Raw genomic sequence first — 18,488 nt, 5'->3', positions numbered from 1 at the left:
AGGAAATAAGATTTTATTTTAATTAAAACTAGTTTAAAAACATCAATCAAAACACTATGAAACGTAACGCAACAGCCGTTTGGAACGGAACCGTAAAAGAAGGTAAAGGTCATTTGACTACACAAAGTACAACGCTAAATCAAACGCAATATTCTTTCGGAAGCCGGTTTGAAGAAGGCGTAGGAACGAATCCTGAAGAACTTCTTGCAGCAGCACACGCAGGCTGTTTTACGATGAAACTGAGCGCAGAACTTACTCAGGCAGGTTTTACACCAGACGAACTGACAACAAAATCTGTGATTACATTAGATCCTGCAGCAGGTAAAATCACTAAATCTGAACTGACTGTAAGCGCAAAAGTGCCAAACATCTCTGAAGAAGATTTCCAGAAATACGCAAAAATCGCAGAAGAAGGCTGCCCGGTAAGTGCCGCTTTCAATTTTGAAATCACGATGACAGCAACGTTAGATTAATTTTTAAATTTTTAGATATTGTGAAAACCATTGAGAAGTTTCTCGATGGTTTTTTTATGTTTAAAATTTTCATTTTAAACTTTGCGGTAAAATTTAATTATTTTTGCTCGCTTTAAGAGTTTAAAAAAGATGAAAAGAGTTGTTATTACAGGTTTGGGTGCGGTGACGCCTTTGGGAAATAATGTTCACGATTTTTGGGATAACAGCATCGCCGGAAAAAGCGGCGCTAACAGAATCACGAGATTTAATGCCGAAAAATTTAAACTCAATTTTGCATGTGAAGTAAAAGATTTTGATTCGAAAATACATCTGTCTTCAGCAGAAATTAAAAGAAGTGACCTTTTTACACAGTTTGCGCTCTACTCGACTTGTGAAGCCATGGAAGATTCCGGTCTGGAAGTGGAAACGCTTGATCCTTTCGATATCGGCGTTGTCTGGGGAACCGGCCAAGGCGGAATGTGGACTTTGGAAAAAGAAGTGATGGATTTTGCCGAAGGCGACGGTACACCAAGATTCAGTCCGTTTTTTATTCCCAAATTTCTTCCTAATCTTGCTTCAGGAATGATTTCTATGAAGTTTGGTCTTCAGGGAATCAATTACACCACCATTTCTGCCTGTGCTTCCGGAAACACTTCGATCATGGATGCGTTTAATTATATCAGACTTGGCAAAGCAAAAATAATGATCGCCGGCGGTTCTGAAGCTGCGATCACGCCTGCATCAGTTGGTGGATTTTCGGCTTTAAAAGGGATGTCAACACGAAACGACGGTTTTGAAACAGCAAGTCGACCTTATGATACTGACCGCGACGGTTTCGTAATGGGCGAAGGTGCAGGAACATTAATTTTAGAAGAATATGAACACGCAAAAAACCGCGGAGCAAAGATTTATGCAGAAGTCGCCGGAGCAGCAATGACAGCTGATGCATATCATATGACGGCGCCACATCCTGAAGGTTTGGGTGCGGTGAAAGCCATGCAGTTGGCATTAAAAGAAGCACAGATCAATCCGGAAGATATCGATTACCTCAATCCACATGCGACGTCTACGCCTTTGGGCGATCTTGCTGAACTTCGTGCCATACAAAAAGTTTTTGGTGGAAATAAGAATATGGATATAAGCGCTACCAAATCGATGACAGGACATTTGCTGGGAGCTGCCGGAGCTGTTGAAGCCATTCTCACCATAAAAGCTATTCAGGAAGGAATTATTCCTCCGACGATTAATCTTCACAAACTTGATGAGAATATTCCCAAAGATTTAAATATTGTTTTTGGTGAAGCAAAAGAGAAGAATATCAATTATGCTTTAAGTAATGCTTTCGGCTTTGGCGGACATAATGCTACAGTAATTTTTAAAAAATTTAAATAAAAAAAGCAGCTCAAAAAGCTGCTTAAACTGTATCTGAAATTATATTTACGCTTTCAACCATTCGGATGAAGCAAGATAATTTTGATCCGGGTAATAAATAAAAAGGCAGTTTTTACCTTTTATGGTATTGATAATCGGTTGAGCCAAAGCTCTCGGTACCGCCGGGCAACCCCAGCTTCTTCCGATTCTTTTGTGGGCCGCCGCAAATTCTTCACTCACATAATCTGCGCCGTGCATCACAACCGCACGCTGCAAAGCTGCATCATTAAAGCCTTTATCCATTCCCAAAAGTTTCAGAGAATAGCCATTTCCACCTTCATACGTTGTATCTGTGATGTAAAAACCCATGCTGCTCTGCAAAGAACTTTCGGTATTTGAAAAATTTGTCGCATACTCGTCGCCTGTATTTTTTCCGTGGGCAACAAGAGAATTAAATAAAACCGTCTTCTGATCAAGATCGATCACCCAAAGTCTTTTAACATTTGAGGAAAGCGAAAAATCGCAAACGGTAAGCAAATGAGCTTCTGATGGCAATTTCCCTGTTTCTTTTAGTTTATCGAAACCCTGAATGGCTTTAGCAAAAACATCAAAATTAAGCTGGTGAGAGTTGTCGAAAATAATTGACTTATAAAGTTCTTCTGATTTTTCTAAAGCTGTCTTTTCAGTAGAAACTGAAGATTCCTTTACGATTTCAGTTTTATTGAAAGCAGTGGACGTTGTTGTGTTCGCTGTATATTTTGGAGCAATGTAAAACGAGGTGGTAATCATGTACATCATACCAAGTGCGCTGTAAAATCCTTTCATTATTAATTATGTATTATAAAATTGGTCTTGCAAAATTATAAAAACATAACGGTGAGAGAGTTAAATCATTGTCGACTTTAACTCTAATTAAGAAACTTTAACGCGAAAAGGAATTGCAACAACTATTATTCCAAACTATCCGGAACAAATTCTAAACTCACAGAATTCATGCAGTATCTTGTGCCTGTAGGTGCAGGACCGTCGTTAAAAACATGCCCCAAGTGCGAATCGCAACGTTTGCAAACAACTTCTACGCGTTCCATACCATGAGAACGGTCTCGGTTGTACGCTGTTCCTTCTTTATCAGCCTGAAAAAAACTTGGCCAGCCACAGCTCGAAGAAAATTTAGAATCTGAACGGAAAAGATGATTGCCACAAACCGCACAATAATATTCTCCCAACTCTTCAAATTCATTGTATTTTCCTGTGAAAGGTCTTTCTGTAGCGGCTTCGCGTGCAATAGCATATAAATCCGGGGGAAGAATTCTTTTCCATTCCTCGTTGGAAACATTCAGTTTGGTACGGTCTGTACGCGAATAGTATGGATTGTTTTTTGATGATGTATTTTCCATTAATCTTGTTTTTGTTTACGTTTTTAGATATTTTCAGTTTAAATTTAATTCATTTAAAAGAAAATAACCGGATCTGAAATTTACTATCAAATTTTAATCCGTAAAATAAAGCACAGACAATTTCTCTGAAAAGAAAAAAAATATGACTGACCTCGAAAAGAAAATTCAGCTCAAAAAATATAAATGGTTTGCCACAGGATTATTTATTTTCATGGCGGTCGTTTTTATAGTTACGTCCATCATTCAGAAAAATAACGATTCACACTGGCTTGGGTACGTCCGCGCTTTTTCTGAAGCAGCGATGGTTGGCGCGCTTGCCGACTGGTTTGCCGTAAGTGCACTTTTTACGCATCCTTTGGGATTGCCGATTCCGCATACAAATCTGATCGAAAACAGCAAACAGAAGCTTGGTGACAATCTTGGAAGTTTTGTGGTTTCTAATTTTCTTTCGCCGGAGAATATCCGTCCGTATATTCAAAAGCTTAAAATTTCAAATTTCGTAGGTGAATGGCTTTTCCGTGAGAGAAATCAGAAAATCCTGATCGATAATCTTTCGCTGATTTTTCTCGATATTTTAAAGAAACTGGATGATGAGGAAGTGAGCCGTTTTATCGGAAAAAAAGTGGGTGAAATGACAGATGAAGTACAGCTCAATAAAATTTTGGGCAACGGTATCATCTATCTATTAGACAAAAATGACCATCAGAAAATCATCACCAATCTTAGTGGGCAGATCAGCAATTACATTGAAGAAAACAACGATCTGATTCAGGAACGCGTACGGAAAGGCAGTTATTCTTTCATTCCGTCTTTTGTTGACAATAAGATTTCCGAAAAAATAGCAAGCGGACTTTCCGAATTTTTTATGGAAATTGAGCAGAATCAAAACCACGAAGTACGACAGCTGATCACCAACAAAATTTATGAATTTTCGGAAGATTTAAAACAAAGTGAGCGCTGGAGAGACGAATTTAAAAATATAAAAAACGATTTTCTTGGCGCAGAAAAACTCGATCAGTATTCGCACGACATTTGGCTTTCTATTAAAAAAACAGTCTTGAGTGAACTTCAGGAAGAAAATTCTTCACTTAAAAAATACGTCAAAAAAAATATCAACGAGTTTGCAGAAAATCTAAAATCTGATGAAAATCTGCAGCATAAAATTGACAATTGGGTGCGTGTGACCGCTTACAAATACGTTTTAAAAAACACACATCAGGCCGGAATCCTCATCAGTTCGACAGTAGGAAACTGGCAGGGCAAAGAATTGAGTCAGAAACTGGAGCTGGAAGTCGGGAAAGATTTACAGTTCATCCGTGTCAATGGCACTTTGGTTGGAGGTTTGGTGGGATTGATTATTTATACGGTTTCACATTTTTTTATTTAGCCCTAAGAGTTATTATTGATAAGCTTATTCATATAAAACCGACACATTTTCTACAGAGCAAAAAACTTATTTTATCTTTTCTTCCAAATAAATTTATATGGAAGAAAAAAATATAAAAACAGGATCAAGGAAAGAAAAGCGACTAATCCATAATCTCGCCTATCCGAAATATTTTTATCAATTAGTATTTTTTGCCCTTTTTCAAGTTGAATTATATCAACTGTATTTTTTCTTTTTGTAAAACTTTTGCTATAAATTTTGACATAATCATTCTGCTTTAGGTTTGCTATAATAAAATCATATTTAGATTCTTTTTTAAAAAAGAATGAATATATAGTATCATTATTATTTAACTTAATAAAAAGTACTTTTGTTTCTGTCATAGGTGATTTATAATTTCCTTTTACAATTTTATTAGTAAATCCGAAATTTTCAACTGTCCCTACTGAGAGATTATAATCAGTTTTGCTTTTCTGAATAAGTTTAATTTGCCAAATTATTACAGTTGATAATATTAATGGAAGAATAAAAACTGATGCAATAATGTATATTTTTTTTAGCATAAATCTATTTTGATTACTCTATATTTTATTTTATAGACTAAACTAAAATATGCAACTTTACCTCCCAATTCTACCCGCTCTCGTTAAAAGTTCCTGATTAATATCGTTAATCAATTGTGGACCTTCATAAATAAATCCAGTGTATAACTGAACTAAACTTGCGCCTGCATCCAATTTTTCAATCGCATCTTTAGCAGAATGAATTCCGCCCACTCCGATGATCGGGAAAGCACGGTTGCTTTTATCAGAAAGGTATTTGATCATTTTTGTACTGCGCTCACGGATAGGTTTTCCACTTAAACCACCGTTTCCGATTTCTGCTAAAGTTTCTGCAGAAGTTTTAAGACCTTCTCTGTTGACTGATGTATTTGAAACAACAATTCCGTCAATTTTTGTATCTGCAATCAGTTCGATTATCTCGTCAAGCTGCTGATTATTCAAATCCGGAGCGATTTTCAGTAAAATTGGTTTTGGATTTACTTTAGTTTGATTGATTCCTTTTACAGCCGTGATTAATTCTCTCAGATATTCTACATCTTCCAGTTTTGCGTGACTTCCAACATTGGGACAGCTTACATTCAAAACAAAATAATCTACGTAAGGATGCAGACCTTCGAAACAGTCGAGATAATCCTGAGTATAATTCTCAGGCGTTGTGTGCGTGTTTTTTCCAATGTTTCCGCCAATAATGATTTTTCCTTTGTTACCTTTCAGCTTTTCAATCGCCGCTTCTAATCCGTCATTATTAAAACCCATTCTGTTGATAATTCCTCCGTCTTCGATAAGGCGAAACAATCTTTTCTTAGGATTTCCAGCCTGAGCTTTTGGAGTTACCGTCCCGATTTCTACAAACCCGAAACCTAAATCACCCAATTCATTGAATAAAACTGCATTTTTATCAAAACCTGCCGCCAAACCAACCGGATTTTTAAATTTTAGTCCGAAAACTTCTCGTTCAAGTCGCTTGTCGACAATTGGTTTTGGGAGAAATAATTTAGTAAGAAATCCGAAATTCTTAAGCATTGAAAAAGTAAAGTGATGTACTTCTTCAGGATCAAATTTAAAAAGTATCGGGCGAATAAGCGATTTGTACATTGAAAAAAAGTTTTACAAAAATAATCATTCTCAGATTAATGTTCTGCTGACCTTTGATATCTTGTTTAAAATATTTTACAGAAAATCACTCAGATCGAAATTCAGGATATCGCCTACGCTTTTAAAATCTTCGTCTATGGTTGCGTTCAAAGAAATTTTCTCTCTGTTTACCGGATGTGTGAAGTTTAGCTGATGCGCATGAAGCGTCATTTTGGTGATTCCGAAAGTTTCAAGCCATAGTTTGTTTTGTTTGTTGCAGCCGTGTTTTCTGCAGCCTAAAATCGGATGCAAAATATGCTTAAAATGCTTTCTGAGCTGATGAAAACGTCCGGTTTGCGGAAAGGCTTCTACCAGACAATATCTCGAAGTCTGATGTTTGAGAAAAGGCAAATTTATTTCCGAGGTCTGCAGGCGCCTGTAGTGGGTAAGTGCATTTTGTTTTACTTCGTTTTCATTTACCAGATCGTAATCGATGGTCTCGTCCTCTCTCGCCCAGCCACGCAAAATCGCAATGTACTTTTTCTCAACTGCCTTTTTCGCAAACTGAGTACTCATCAGCCTGAGCGTATCTTTATCTAAAGTAAAAAGCAATACGCCCGAAGTTTTCCGGTCTAAACGATGCACGGGATACACTTTTTGCCCGATTTGCTTCTTAAGTTCCTGAATAGCATATGTATTTGCTTCACCGGAATAAAATGATTTATGCACCAACAATCCGCTCGGTTTGTTGATGGCGATCAGATATTCGTCGTGATAAAGAATTTCTAACATTCGGCAAAACTAATGATTATTGCTTTTAAAGTTCTCTTTTGAAGGTGTAAATAACGCCGTAAAAAGTTCCGCAGTAATCTCTGCTTTCTGCAGTTACCAGTTCCCAGCCTTCATTTCCGTGTTCATTCAGAACTTTATCAATTTCAGCAGGATCATATTTTGTTCCCCAAAAACCTTTAGGTTCGATAATCACAGTTTTGTATTCAAATCTTTTTCTCATGATAATACCTTTAATTTAAAATATCTAATTCTTAAAATTAACCAATTTTTACTTCTATGATTGCCTCTACTAAAAACATTTGACTGGAGATTCCCACTTCCCACATTTTCCCTATTTTTGCACATCAGAAAAATATTATGGCAAAGCAAGACGATGTTTTCAAGAAAGTGATCTCTCACGCAAAAGAATATGGGTTTATTTTCCCTTCGAGTGAGATCTATGATGGTTTATCTGCAGTTTACGACTACGGACAAAACGGTGCAGAACTGAAAAACAATATCAAACAGTACTGGTGGAAAGCGATGGTACAGCTGAACGAAAATATTGTGGGTATTGATTCGGCAATTCTGATGCACCCGACTACTTGGAAAGCTTCGGGCCACGTTGACGCTTTTAATGATCCTTTGATTGACAATAAAGATTCTAAAAAACGTTTCAGAGCAGATGTTTTGGTGGAAGATTACTGTGCAAAAATCGAGGATAAAGAAAATAAAGAAATTGAAAAAGCGGCCAAAAGATTTGGTGAGTCTTTCGATAAAGCTCAGTTTGAAGCTACAAATCCTAAAATTTTGGAATACCGAGCGAAAAGAGCCGAAATCCTTTCAAGACTGGCAAAGTCTTTAGAAAATGAAGATTTGGCTGATGTAAAAGCATTAATTGAAGAATTGGAAATTGCTGATCCTGATACAGGTTCTAGAAACTGGACGGAAGTAAGACAATTCAACTTAATGTTCGGAACCAAATTGGGTGCTTCTGCAGATTCTGCGATGGATCTTTATTTAAGACCGGAAACTGCTCAGGGAATTTTTGTAAATTTCTTAAACGTACAGAAAACTTCTCGTCACAGACTTCCATTTGGTATTGCTCAGATTGGTAAAGCGTTTAGAAATGAGATTGTTGCGAGACAGTTTATTTTCAGAATGCGTGAATTTGAACAGATGGAAATGCAGTTTTTCGTCGCTCCGGGAACCGAACTTGAATTCTACGAACAGTGGAAAACAAAGCGTCTGAACTGGCATTTGGCTTTAGGTTTAGGAAACGACAATTACAGATTCCACGATCATGAGAAACTGGCGCATTATGCGAATGCAGCGGCTGATATTGAGTTTAATTTCCCGTTCGGATTTAAAGAACTGGAAGGGATTCACTCAAGAACCGATTTCGATTTGAAAGCGCACGAGAAACATTCCGGAAGGAAATTGCAGTTTTTCGATCCTGAGAGAAATGAAAACTATGTTCCTTATGTAGTGGAAACTTCAGTTGGTTTAGACCGATTATTCCTTTCTATTTTCTCGCATTGTTTAAAAGACGAGGTGTTGGAGGACGGTTCAGAAAGAACGGTTTTATCATTGCCTCCGGCTTTGGCTCCTGTAAAAGCAGCGATTCTTCCGTTGATGAAAAAAGACGGTTTGGCTGAATATGCCGAAAATATTTTCAACGATTTGAAATATGATTTTAATTTATTCTACGAAGAAAAAGATGCTATTGGAAAACGTTACAGAAGACAGGATGCGATCGGAACGCCTTACTGTATTACGATTGACCACGATTCGTTAACCGATCACACCGTAACCATAAGAGACAGAGACACGATGCAGCAGGAAAGAGTTCCGGTTTCTGAACTAAGACGAATTATCGATGAGAAAACGAACTTTAGAAATTTACTTTCTAAAATTTAATAAAAAAAAGCGCCTTGATTTCTCAACGCGCTTTTTTATTTACATCTGCGGATATCTGTTCTTGTTTTGCTCTTCGAGCTCCGTTTTCAGACGTTCAGCTTCTAAAGCTTTTTTCTCAAGTTCATCTTTTTCCTGTTGTAGTTTTTTATACTCCTGTCGTTTCTGCTCCAATTTTATGGCGTTACCTTTGCTCGCGTAGCCAACCATTCCACCAATGATAAGACCAATTCCTACACCGGCCATGACGCCCATCATGTGAGAAACCGTAATTCTCTCCACCGTAAAATCGGTTGTCAGATAAAATAAAAGCGCAGAAACAGCGAGCAAAATAAGCCCAATTATGGAAATACTTTTCATATCAGATGTGTTTTTTGGTCTTAAATTTTCCCTCCCGCAGCTTTATAGTATTCTAATGCTTTCGGTAAATCTTTATTAATATCAGCAATTCTGTTTCCGGGACTTGGGTGAGTAGAAAGCCACTGTGGCGGACGCGATCCTGAAGAAGTTGATTCCATTCTCTCCCAGAAAGGTATTGCCTGTCTCGGGTCATATCCTGCCATTCCCATTAAATATAATCCCATTTCGTCAGCTTCCAGTTCCTGATTTCTTCCGTATTTAAGCAAAGCAACCTGAGCTCCCAAAGGATATAGAGCCTGAAAAACAGACGCTGTTTTTTCATTTCTAATCGCTAAACCAGATGCCTGACCAATTCCCTGAGCGATCATCTGCTGAGAAATTCTCTCGTTTCCGTGGCCGGCCAAAGCATGAGAAACTTCGTGCCCCATTACGACGGCAAGACCGGTGTCATTTTTTGTGATCGGTAAAATTCCTGTATAAACAGCAACTTTTCCACCTGGCATACACCACGCATTGACCTGATTATCCTGAATTAAATTAAATTCCCATCGGTAATTTGCCAAATCTGCACTTCTGCCGATTCCTGCATAATATTTTTCTGCTGCACCTTTTATTCTGTTCCCGACGTTTTTTACGCTCGTCGACTGAGATCCTGTAATCACTTTAGACTGTGATAAAGTCTGTTTGTACTGCTGTAAAGCCATCGCTTCAATCTCAGAATTATTTGCAATCTGCAGAGAACTTCTTCCTGTGATAGGGTTAGTCGTACAAGCGGCAGCTGCCAAAAATATCGCACCAGCGCCAAATAAATTTGTAATTTTCATATCATTGTCTATTAGTAGCACAACCTAACAATATTTATTCCAAAAAAATTTATTTATTTACTGCACATATTTTGCTCTGGTAATTATAAAAATCTCATGAAAAATTACCTTAAAATATTCTCAGCATTTGTTTTTCTCAGCTTTATCTTTCAATGTACGGCTCAGAAAACACAGGGAAACAGCCAGGCAGCTGCTTTAGTAGCATCGGGCGAATTTACCTTTAATGCAGAACGTGCGCATCCGCTGGATTATGATGTTTTAAATGTTTTAAACTCACTGCCAAACGCGCCAGCTTCCCGAGTTCTGCAGCTAAACGGACAAGGTTACGTCATTGAAATCAGAAAAGAAAAAGTGGAAGTGGCATTGCCTTATTTTGGCCGCGTTTTTAATCCTTCGATTGGAAGACAAGACAACAGTCTCCGTTTCACAACGAAGGATTTTGCGCTTACTAACACTCCGGGTAAAAAAGGAAAAACAGTTTTCAGAATAAAGCCCCGCGATAATAGAGATGTGAGCGATATTAATATTGAAGTTTTTACTAACGGGAAAGCATTTGTTTCAATAAAAAGCAACGACCGTCAGCCGATTACTTTTGACGGCTATATTTCTAAAAATGAGGAACCTAAAGAGAAACTTTAGCTTAAATTTTCTTTAAAAATTTTTCTACAAAAAGCTTTGCTTCCGTACTCGGACTTGAAATCTGTTCGGAAGCATTTTTTTTATGCTCCAAATAAGCCGTTTCAAGATTTTCGTCGCGCTTCATCAGTTGATGCAGATATTCCTGAACCCAATATTCATAACGCTTTTCCGACTGTTTTTGCCTAATCTCATCAAAAGAATTCGTTTTCTTTTTCAGATTGATAAACTCATTGATTTTCTCAAAAACTTCCTGCAAACCTTCATTATTTAAAGCAGAACCAAGCAAAACAGGAACTTTCCAGTTTTTTTCTTTTTCCGGAAGAAAATCGAGTGCTCGTTTTAATTCGAGTCTTGTATTTTTAGCTTTTTGAAGATTAGATTCTTCGACTTTATTAATGAAAATCACATCGACCATTTCCATAATTCCACGTTTGATTCCCTGCAGTTCGTCGCCGCCGCCAATGATTTTTAAAAACAGAAAAACATCGGTAATATCAGCAACCAAAACTTCAGACTGACCGACGCCAACGGTTTCGATAAGAATATAATCGTAGCCAGCCGCTTCGCAAACAAGCATCGTTTCGTAGGTAGTATTGGCAACGCCGCCCAAAAACCCTGAACTTGGCGAGGGACGAATGAAGGCGTTTTCTTCTTTGGCAAGTTCTTCCATACGCGTTTTATCGCCGAGAATACTGCCTTTATTCAGCGAAGAACTTGGATCAATAGCCAAAACAGCAACTTTTTTTTCCTGCGATATGGCAAGTCTTCCGAAGTTTTCTATAAAGGTTGATTTTCCCGCACCCGGAACGCCGGTAATGCCGACGCGGACAGAGTTTCCGGCAAACGGAATGATTTTTTTAAGCAAATCTTCAGCTTGGGAACGGTGCTCGCTTTTTTTGCTTTCAACCAGCGTGATGGCTTTAGCGATCAGCCTTTTGTCGCCACCTCGAATACCCTGTACCAGTTCGTCAGTTGAAAATTTCATGTATTCAAAAATAAAGAATTTGAATGTATTGACTTTAAAAGAAACTTAAATTTAACGCAATTAACATCGAGTTTAAATATTCTGCTGAGCATTTTTCTTACTTTTGTTTAAACCTAAAAAGAAAACTATGAAAAAAATTGGGGCGTTATCTGCCTTTATCATACTGACCGCAGCATCATGTACACCGAAAGTAAACGTCGTAAATGAGCCTTTAAAATCAACCGCTGCTGAGATTGCACAGGGAAAAACCATTTTCGAAAATGCCTGCAAGCGCTGCCACGATTTGCCCGAACCGGCAAAATACACATCCGTACAGTGGGTCGGGATCATGAATTCTATGGCACCAAAAGCCAGACTTAATGAAGAGCAACACCGCTGGGTCTATGATTATGTGGTTTCTGTAAAATAATGCAAAATAAAAAGGAGACTTATTTTGTCTCCTTCGATTTTTTAATTTTTGCCTTCTTGGGCATTTTAGACTTTATAAATTTCTTACGGTCTTTTACTACCTCTAAACTTTGTGACGAAAAACAATACTTTGCAGATTCAGTTAAGAACTTTAAAGCATTTGTTAAACTTCCTCTTTTTTCTGAAAGCATTGATCTGTAGAACCATACAGTTGCTTTATCAATTCCTTTTATTTTTAAAGAATACCTGATCAGCTTCTCAGCGTCGTGCAAATCTTCGTTATCCAAAAGACACTTGATGTAATATTTTGGCGTATTCAGATTCGTCACATCACATTGCATTGCTTCTTCGAAATAAAGCTTTGCTTTTTCGTAATCGTTGAGCATTTCGCTGTAAATTCTTCCCATCAGACAAAGCGAATCTGCATCTTCAGGATCGTAAGAAAGCGCATAATTCAACGCTTCCAGACAATCCGGCAAGCTGTATGGATAATGATCCAAAGCTTCGAAATAATATTTACTTTTAGTTAAGGTCATTTCTGTAGTTTTTTAATTCATTTTTCAGTTGATTCCTCTCTTTTTTGAAAGATTTCTCTTGATGATTCTTTCTAAAATCGCTTCCCGAAAATGTCCGGATTGGATTTCCCCGCTGGACATTCAAATGATTATTCCAAGTTTCCTGCATTTGTTTTTCCAATTGCTGAATGTGAAATTCCATCACTTTTTCTTTTAATCGGATGATGGAAATCTTCTTATTCTCCAATTGCGAACGGGAATCCTGCACGAAAACACTTTGTCCGGTTTTCACATACGTTGCCCGAACTGCGGTTTCCACTTTATTCACGTTTTGTCCGCCACTTCCCTGACTTCTTGCGGTCTGAAACTGAATGTCTCTTTCATTAAATTCAATTTTCTCCAAACCTTCAAGTTCAAAAATCCCGATAAACCAGTTGCTTCTCTTATGGAATTTTCTGAAAGTGCTTTTTCCAATCCAAAGAATGCTTCCAAGCCAGTTTTTCAGAAATTCATTTGCTTCTTTTCCTTTTAAAACTAAAGTCGCTGATTTCAAAGTCAGGTTTTCATCGCCATTTTCGCGGTGGATGATTTCGTAACCGATTTTATTTTGTTTTGCTTCCTCAAGAAAGACCTTCAGAACTTTGGCAACTACCCACTGACATTCCAAAGGTCCTCTTCCCGAGGTGATTTGTATTATTTTGTCCATTGTTTTTAGGAGCTTAATCCCGCTTTCCGCTGTATCTTTTTTTGCCTTCGCTTTTTTCAAGCCCACGCAAAAAAAGGATGCCGCTGCAATCGGGGCTATGGTTTTTCTCCTTTTTATTACTATTTGTTATAAATTATTTAATGACTTTCGAAAGAATTAAAATGCAGGTTTTTGACATCAAACACCCAACATCCCGCATCCAACATTAATCGTTATTTATCCATCCTCACAATCCGAGGTTGAAAAGTTCCGAGAATATCGACCAATTCACTTTGCGCATTCATCACTTCATTGATGTCTTTGTACGCCATTGGTGCTTCTTCCGCATTTCCGCCCATCAAGGTGACATTTTTGAGTTTCAATTCTTTCTTAATGTCATTCTGAGTAAAACGGTTTCTGCATTCTCCTCTCGAAAAAGCCCGTCCCGCTCCGTGTGAAGCCGAGTTCAGCGAATCCGGATTTCCTTTTCCACGCACGATGAAACCTTTTGCCGTCATAGAACCGGGAATCATTTCCAATTCGTTTTCGTTGGCCGGAGTTGCGCCTTTTCGGTGAACTATCACTTCTTTCCCGTTGTGGATTTCTTTCCACGCAAAGTTGTGATGGTTTTCGATTCTGGCTTTCACTCTTCCGCCGACCGCTTTCACCAGTCTTCTGTGAATATCGTCGTGGCAGGCCGAAGCATAATCTCCAGCAAGATTCATCGCTGTCCAGTATTCCACTCCGAGATGCGTGTTCAAATCCAGCCAGGCGAAATTTTGCGCTTCTTTGGGTAACGGACATTGTTCAGTCGCCACTCTCGAATAATACTGAGCGATTTCTGCTCCCAATCCACGTGAGCCGCTGTGCGAAAGGATTCCGAGGTATTTTCCTTTTGGAAGATTGATTTGTTCTTCTTCTTCCGTAATTTCAACTTCCCCGAATTCCACAAAGTGATTTCCACCACCGGAACTTCCCATTTGTTTGATGGCTTTTCCTTTTAATCTTCTCAAAATCGGAATTAAATTGAACGTGTCTCTGTCGAAAATTTCGTGGTCGACATGAGATTTGTGCGTTTCATACATCCCGAATTTGGTGTGTTCGGCAAGCGCTTTTTCATATTTATCTTTTGCGCCGTCCAGATATGAAATTGGCGTATCCAAAATACTGAGTGACATTCTGCAGCCAATATCCATCCCGACTCCGTATGGAATTACGGCATTTTCCACAGCGAGAACACCACCGATTGGAAGTCCGTAACCGCTGTGTGCATCGGGCATCAAAGCGCCTTGTGTTGCAATTGGCAATTTCAATGCGGTATACAATTGGTTTTTTGCTTCATCAGAAATATTGTTTCCGAAAATTTGAAAAGATGCTCGGTTCGTGTTGAGCATTCTTTTCTCGGTTTTCTTTGATGAAAGCAAAGCTTCCGCAATTTGTCCGAAGGTTAAATCTTTCTCGAAGTTCTCCGGATTTTGTTGGATTTCCTTGAGAAGAGATTTTACATAATGAATATTTTTGGTTGCAAAATTTCTCTTCATCACTTCCAAAGCGATGTTAACGCTCTGGTTGTTTGGATAACCTAATTTTAATATATCTTTTCCTTTTAGTTTTAAATTTCCCATTGTTTTTTAATAAGATGTTAGATATTAGACACGAGATGTTAGACATTCCTGCATCAAATATTTAAACCAACTAAGTTCTTAGTTGATTAATTTTTTTGTCAAATTTTTCAATTTTCTGACAAAGTTTGTTTGGAGTTGTAATTTCTAGCCCCGATGGAAACGGCATCCTTTTTTTTTGCATTGGCTTGAAAAAAGCGTAGGCAAAAAAAGATACAGTAGACAGCGGGATTAAGCTCCTAATAAAAAGTTGATTTCGGGGAAACTGTTTTGAGTTTGTAATATTGCGCAATAAAAAACCCGAAATCTTTCGACTCCGGGTTTTGATATTTCATTATACTGTTGCTCTAAGAATGTACCAAACCACGAAGCCCTGCCTTTGCAAAAGGCAATCCTACTGATGTATGTAAGTTGTATTTGAACATTGCTTCGTTGTTTATTTGTTGGTTGAACTTGATTTTCAGATGCAAATATAGAATAATTTTATAATTGGCAAAAAAAAATCATCGGTCTCGCAGAAATTTTTATTTAAACTAAAAAAACCTGCTTAACTTTAAAAGCAGGTTTTTTATGGATTATATTGAATTTAATCTTTAGACCCTAGTCCATCCATCGTGTCGCCCATTCCACGGCTTGTGGGACTATAAATGCGCTCGCGGTCGAGAAAATAGACATCGTTTTTTGCTTTTGCGATAATTCCGTCGTAAACATCCTGCGGCAATCCTGCTCCTTTGGCATTTTCTTCTGATTCATCGTGCTCATCAGAAGATTTCTTTTTAACTTCTACCGCACCTTTACTGTATAGAATATTTTTTGCTTCCTGGGCTTCTTCCAGATTGGCAGCGTAAACTACAATATTAGTTTTACCTTTGCTCTCGCGGCTGTACGCATCAAGCATCTCATTGTCGTTCACAAAAAGATGATCCCAGAAACTTTTGGTTCTATCATCTTCTGTATAATCTCCGATTGCCGATTCGCTTTCCATTTTTGAAGTGGAGATAATGATATTGGAGCCGTCGAATCCCTGATTCTGTAAGTCTTTTTTAATTTCTTCGGTATCTGCACTCGCAGGAAATACCGAAATCACAGTGTACGCCATACTATTTTGTTTTTTGGTTGTGGCGTAAAGTGCAAATGATGTGCAATCTGAGATTTAAAGAATGTTAAATAAAATATTTAGAATATATTTTTAATTCTAAAATCAGAGTTCCTACTTAATTTTTTAAAAACCGATTCAAAATATCCACAGCACATTTTGGAAGATTTGTTCCGGGTCCAAAAATAAAATCTGCCCCGTTCGCATACAAAAATTCATAATCCTGTTGTGGAATTACTCCGCCAACAACAATCGTGATATCTTCTGCTCCCAATTTCTTTAATTCCTCAACAACCTGCGGAACCAAAGTTTTGTGACCTGCAGCCAGAGAAGACACTCCCAAGATGTGAATATCATTTTCCACCGCCTGTTTTGCTACTTCTTCCGGAGTCTGAAAGAGCGGTGCTACATCCACGTCAAATCCCATATCGGCAAAGGCTGTTGCTACTACTTTCGCTCCACGGTCGTGACCGTCCTGTCCCATTTTCGACACCATAATTCTCGGGCGGCGGCCCTCTTCTTCTTCAAATTTTTGGGTAAGCTGAAGCGCCTGACCAAAGTATTCGTTTTTACCTGCATTCATAGCGTAAATTCCTTGTATGGTTCTGATGTTGGCTTTATATCGTCCGAAGGTTTCTTCCATGGCATCACTCATTTCGCCCAAAGTAACTCTTCTGCGAGCAGCTTCGATGCACAATTCAAGAAGATTTCCACTTCCAGACTTTGCGCACATACGAATGTCATCTAAAATTTGGCTCACCGCCACGGTATTTCTGCTTAATTTAATGGCTTCAAGTCTTTCAATTTGTTTTCTGCGAACTTCAGTGTTGTCGATATCTAAGATCTCCAATTGCATCTGTTTTAAATTTGATTTAAAAGAGTTGACACCGATGATAAATTCCTCGCCACTATCAATTTTTGCTTGTTTTATTGCAGACGCTTCCTCAATTCTCATTTTAGGAATTCCTGCTTCGATGGCTTTGGTCATTCCACCTTCTTTTTCCACCTCATCGATGAATTTCATGGCTTCTTCAATCATCTGCTGAGTTAAAGCTTCCACCAAATTACTTCCGCCCATTGGGTCTACGACATCGCAGATTCCACTTTCCTGTTGCAGAATAATTTGTGTATTCCTTGCAATTTTCGCTGAATAATCTGTTGGTAGCGCAATCGCTTCATCCAAAGCATTCGTATGTAAAGACTGAGTTCCGCCTAAAGCTGAAGACAATGCTTCGACCGCCGTTCTTGTGATATTGTTAAATGGTTCCTGCTCTGTCAAAGACCAGCCTGAAGTCTGCGAGTGCGTTCTTAAAGCTAAAGATTTCGGATTTTGAGGATTAAACTGTTTCAGCAAAGTGGCCCAGATATATCTCGCGGCGCGCATCTTGGCAATTTCCATGAAATGATTCATTCCGATTGCCCAAAAAAATGAAAGTCTTGGCGCGAAATCATCAACGTTCATTCCCGCTTTTATTCCAGTTCTTACGTATTCTAAGCCGTCGGCTAATGTGTAAGCCATTTCGAGAACCGGCGTGGCTCCGGCTTCCTGCATGTGATAACCTGATATCGAAATTGAATTGAATTTCGGAATGTTTTTAGATGTATATTCAAAAATATCAGCAATGATTTTCATGGAAGGTGTGGGTGGATAAATGTAAGTATTTCTCACCATAAATTCCTTCAAAATATCATTCTGAATGGTTCCTGAAAGCTTATCCTGAGAAACGCCCTGTTCTTCTGCAGCTACAATATAAAACGAAAGAATCGGCAAAACCGCACCGTTCATCGTCATCGAAACAGAGATTTCATCTAACGGAATTTCATTAAACAAAATTTTCATATCCTCAATAGAGTCAATCGCAACACCGGCTTTTCCAACGTCACCTACAACTCTTGCATGATCAGAATCATATCCTCTGTGCGTCGCCAAATCAAAAGCTACGGAAAGTCCTTTTTGCCCTGCCGCTAAGTTTCTTCTGTAAAAAGCGTTGGATTCTTCAGCGGTGGAAAATCCTGCGTACTGACGCACCGTCCATGGCTTCTGAACATACATCGTTGAATATGGACCTCTTAAGAACGGCGTAATTCCGGGAGAAGTCTGAGTAAGAGCTTCATCTTTTACATCATCTTTTGTGTACGATGATTTAAGCTCCAAACCATCTTTTTCAAACGGATAGATTTCAATCTGCTTTTCTAATATGGTAAATTGGGGATTTTTATTTTGAATTTCCCTTCTCATGCTTTCTGATTTAAGATTTTAAAAGTAAGCATTTTTAAGGAAATGTTTTGGTGCTGATTGTCAACATGAAAGAGGGTATTTAGATAGTGAAAAATGATTATTTTTTAACAATTTAGCCACATAGAGTTTTTTGTTATATTTAGTAAAAAAACACAGTAGTTTTTAGATATTGAAGTAGCTTAT

At 38.2% G+C, this 18,488-nt stretch carries 20 protein-coding genes; 6 read left to right on the top strand and 14 right to left on the bottom strand.

Annotated elements, in window-relative coordinates:
- Nucleotides 1-56: 56 nt before the first annotated feature.
- Nucleotides 57-473, top strand: a complete 417-nt coding sequence (locus ASG01_RS06050) for an OsmC family protein (protein ID WP_055861364.1) — start codon at nucleotides 57-59, stop codon at nucleotides 471-473.
- 129 nt (nucleotides 474-602) lie between these two features.
- Entirely contained in the window at nucleotides 603-1,844 is a 1,242-nt protein-coding gene (fabF, locus tag ASG01_RS06045; protein WP_055861362.1) for a beta-ketoacyl-ACP synthase II, read from the top strand.
- 45 nt (nucleotides 1,845-1,889) lie between these two features.
- Here the strand turns inward: fabF and ASG01_RS06040 are convergent, their stop codons facing one another.
- Nucleotides 1,890-2,648, bottom strand: a complete 759-nt coding sequence (locus ASG01_RS06040) for a murein L,D-transpeptidase catalytic domain family protein (protein ID WP_055861359.1) — start codon at nucleotides 2,646-2,648, stop codon at nucleotides 1,890-1,892.
- A gap of 125 nt (nucleotides 2,649-2,773) precedes the next feature.
- Entirely contained in the window at nucleotides 2,774-3,220 is a 447-nt protein-coding gene (gene msrB, locus ASG01_RS06035; protein ID WP_055861356.1) for a peptide-methionine (R)-S-oxide reductase MsrB, read from the bottom strand.
- A 142-nt stretch (nucleotides 3,221-3,362) separates the two neighbouring features.
- Here msrB and ASG01_RS06030 point away from each other — a divergent pair, with 142 nt between their 5' ends.
- Nucleotides 3,363-4,607 carry a DUF445 domain-containing protein gene (locus ASG01_RS06030; RefSeq protein ID WP_055861353.1) on the top strand — a complete coding sequence of 415 codons (1,245 nt, stop codon included), beginning with the start codon at nucleotides 3,363-3,365 and terminating at the stop codon, nucleotides 4,605-4,607.
- Between the two features lie 71 nt (nucleotides 4,608-4,678).
- Here ASG01_RS06030 and ASG01_RS06025 read toward each other — a convergent pair whose 3' ends face one another.
- The 4 genes from ASG01_RS06025 to ASG01_RS06010 all read right to left on the bottom strand — a co-directional run bounded on the left by ASG01_RS06025 (nucleotide 4,679) and on the right by ASG01_RS06010 (nucleotide 7,256).
- Nucleotides 4,679-5,170 (bottom strand): hypothetical protein, encoded by a 492-nt coding sequence (locus tag ASG01_RS06025; RefSeq protein WP_055861348.1) that lies wholly within the window; start codon nucleotides 5,168-5,170, stop codon nucleotides 4,679-4,681.
- A 57-nt stretch (nucleotides 5,171-5,227) separates the two neighbouring features.
- Nucleotides 5,228-6,265, bottom strand: coding sequence for a quinone-dependent dihydroorotate dehydrogenase (locus tag ASG01_RS06020; RefSeq protein ID WP_055861346.1), 1,038 nt, complete (start codon nucleotides 6,263-6,265; stop codon nucleotides 5,228-5,230).
- 75 nt (nucleotides 6,266-6,340) lie between these two features.
- Nucleotides 6,341-7,036 carry a pseudouridine synthase gene (locus ASG01_RS06015; protein ID WP_055861343.1) on the bottom strand — a complete coding sequence of 232 codons (696 nt, stop codon included), beginning with the start codon at nucleotides 7,034-7,036 and terminating at the stop codon, nucleotides 6,341-6,343.
- A 25-nt stretch (nucleotides 7,037-7,061) separates the two neighbouring features.
- Nucleotides 7,062-7,256, bottom strand: coding sequence for a DUF4177 domain-containing protein (locus ASG01_RS06010; RefSeq protein ID WP_055861339.1), 195 nt, complete (start codon nucleotides 7,254-7,256; stop codon nucleotides 7,062-7,064).
- 137 nt (nucleotides 7,257-7,393) lie between these two features.
- Between ASG01_RS06010 and ASG01_RS06005 the strand changes: the two genes are divergently transcribed.
- A complete protein-coding gene (locus ASG01_RS06005; protein WP_055861336.1) occupies nucleotides 7,394-8,935 on the top strand; it encodes a glycine--tRNA ligase in 1,542 nt (513 codons plus the stop codon).
- Between the two features lie 39 nt (nucleotides 8,936-8,974).
- Here the strand turns inward: ASG01_RS06005 and ASG01_RS06000 are convergent, their stop codons facing one another.
- Nucleotides 8,975-9,292, bottom strand: coding sequence for a hypothetical protein (locus ASG01_RS06000; RefSeq protein ID WP_055861332.1), 318 nt, complete (start codon nucleotides 9,290-9,292; stop codon nucleotides 8,975-8,977).
- Nucleotides 9,293-9,312: 20 nt separating this feature from the next.
- The gene (locus tag ASG01_RS05995; RefSeq protein ID WP_055861330.1) at nucleotides 9,313-10,116 is read right to left on the bottom strand and encodes a M48 family metallopeptidase; all 804 of its coding nucleotides are present in this window, start codon (nucleotides 10,114-10,116) and stop codon (nucleotides 9,313-9,315) included.
- A 96-nt stretch (nucleotides 10,117-10,212) separates the two neighbouring features.
- Between ASG01_RS05995 and ASG01_RS05990 the strand changes: the two genes are divergently transcribed.
- Nucleotides 10,213-10,755 carry a DUF4251 domain-containing protein gene (locus ASG01_RS05990; protein WP_055861328.1) on the top strand — a complete coding sequence of 181 codons (543 nt, stop codon included), beginning with the start codon at nucleotides 10,213-10,215 and terminating at the stop codon, nucleotides 10,753-10,755.
- Nucleotide 10,756: 1 nt separating this feature from the next.
- Here ASG01_RS05990 and meaB read toward each other — a convergent pair whose 3' ends face one another.
- Complete coding sequence (meaB, locus tag ASG01_RS05985) at nucleotides 10,757-11,740, bottom strand: methylmalonyl Co-A mutase-associated GTPase MeaB (RefSeq protein WP_055861327.1); 984 nt, start codon at nucleotides 11,738-11,740, stop codon at nucleotides 10,757-10,759.
- A gap of 127 nt (nucleotides 11,741-11,867) precedes the next feature.
- On the opposite strand from meaB, the gene ASG01_RS05980 reads away from it, so the two are divergent.
- Nucleotides 11,868-12,149: a hypothetical protein gene (locus tag ASG01_RS05980; protein WP_055861323.1), complete on the top strand. Its 282-nt coding sequence runs from the start codon at nucleotides 11,868-11,870 to the stop codon at nucleotides 12,147-12,149.
- A gap of 19 nt (nucleotides 12,150-12,168) precedes the next feature.
- Here ASG01_RS05980 and ASG01_RS05975 read toward each other — a convergent pair whose 3' ends face one another.
- The 5 genes from ASG01_RS05975 to scpA form a co-directional block, all read right to left on the bottom strand.
- Complete coding sequence (locus ASG01_RS05975) at nucleotides 12,169-12,684, bottom strand: tetratricopeptide repeat protein (protein ID WP_055861321.1); 516 nt, start codon at nucleotides 12,682-12,684, stop codon at nucleotides 12,169-12,171.
- Nucleotides 12,671-13,369 (bottom strand): peptide chain release factor H, encoded by a 699-nt coding sequence (gene prfH, locus ASG01_RS05970; protein ID WP_055862216.1) that lies wholly within the window; start codon nucleotides 13,367-13,369, stop codon nucleotides 12,671-12,673. Before prfH ends, ASG01_RS05975 begins: the two co-directional genes overlap by 14 nt.
- A gap of 212 nt (nucleotides 13,370-13,581) precedes the next feature.
- Nucleotides 13,582-14,973 carry an RtcB family protein gene (locus ASG01_RS05965; protein ID WP_055861311.1) on the bottom strand — a complete coding sequence of 464 codons (1,392 nt, stop codon included), beginning with the start codon at nucleotides 14,971-14,973 and terminating at the stop codon, nucleotides 13,582-13,584.
- A gap of 583 nt (nucleotides 14,974-15,556) precedes the next feature.
- Nucleotides 15,557-16,069, bottom strand: a complete 513-nt coding sequence (locus ASG01_RS05960; RefSeq protein WP_055861308.1) for a hypothetical protein — start codon at nucleotides 16,067-16,069, stop codon at nucleotides 15,557-15,559.
- Nucleotides 16,070-16,184: 115 nt separating this feature from the next.
- A complete protein-coding gene (scpA, locus tag ASG01_RS05955; RefSeq protein WP_055861306.1) occupies nucleotides 16,185-18,305 on the bottom strand; it encodes a methylmalonyl-CoA mutase in 2,121 nt (706 codons plus the stop codon).
- Nucleotides 18,306-18,488: the final 183 nt, after the last annotated feature.

The organism is Chryseobacterium sp. Leaf180 (assembly GCF_001424585.1).
In the GTDB taxonomy this organism is placed as follows: Bacteria; Bacteroidota; Bacteroidia; order Flavobacteriales; family Weeksellaceae; genus Chryseobacterium.
This window is presented reverse-complemented; position numbering and strand designations above follow the sequence as displayed.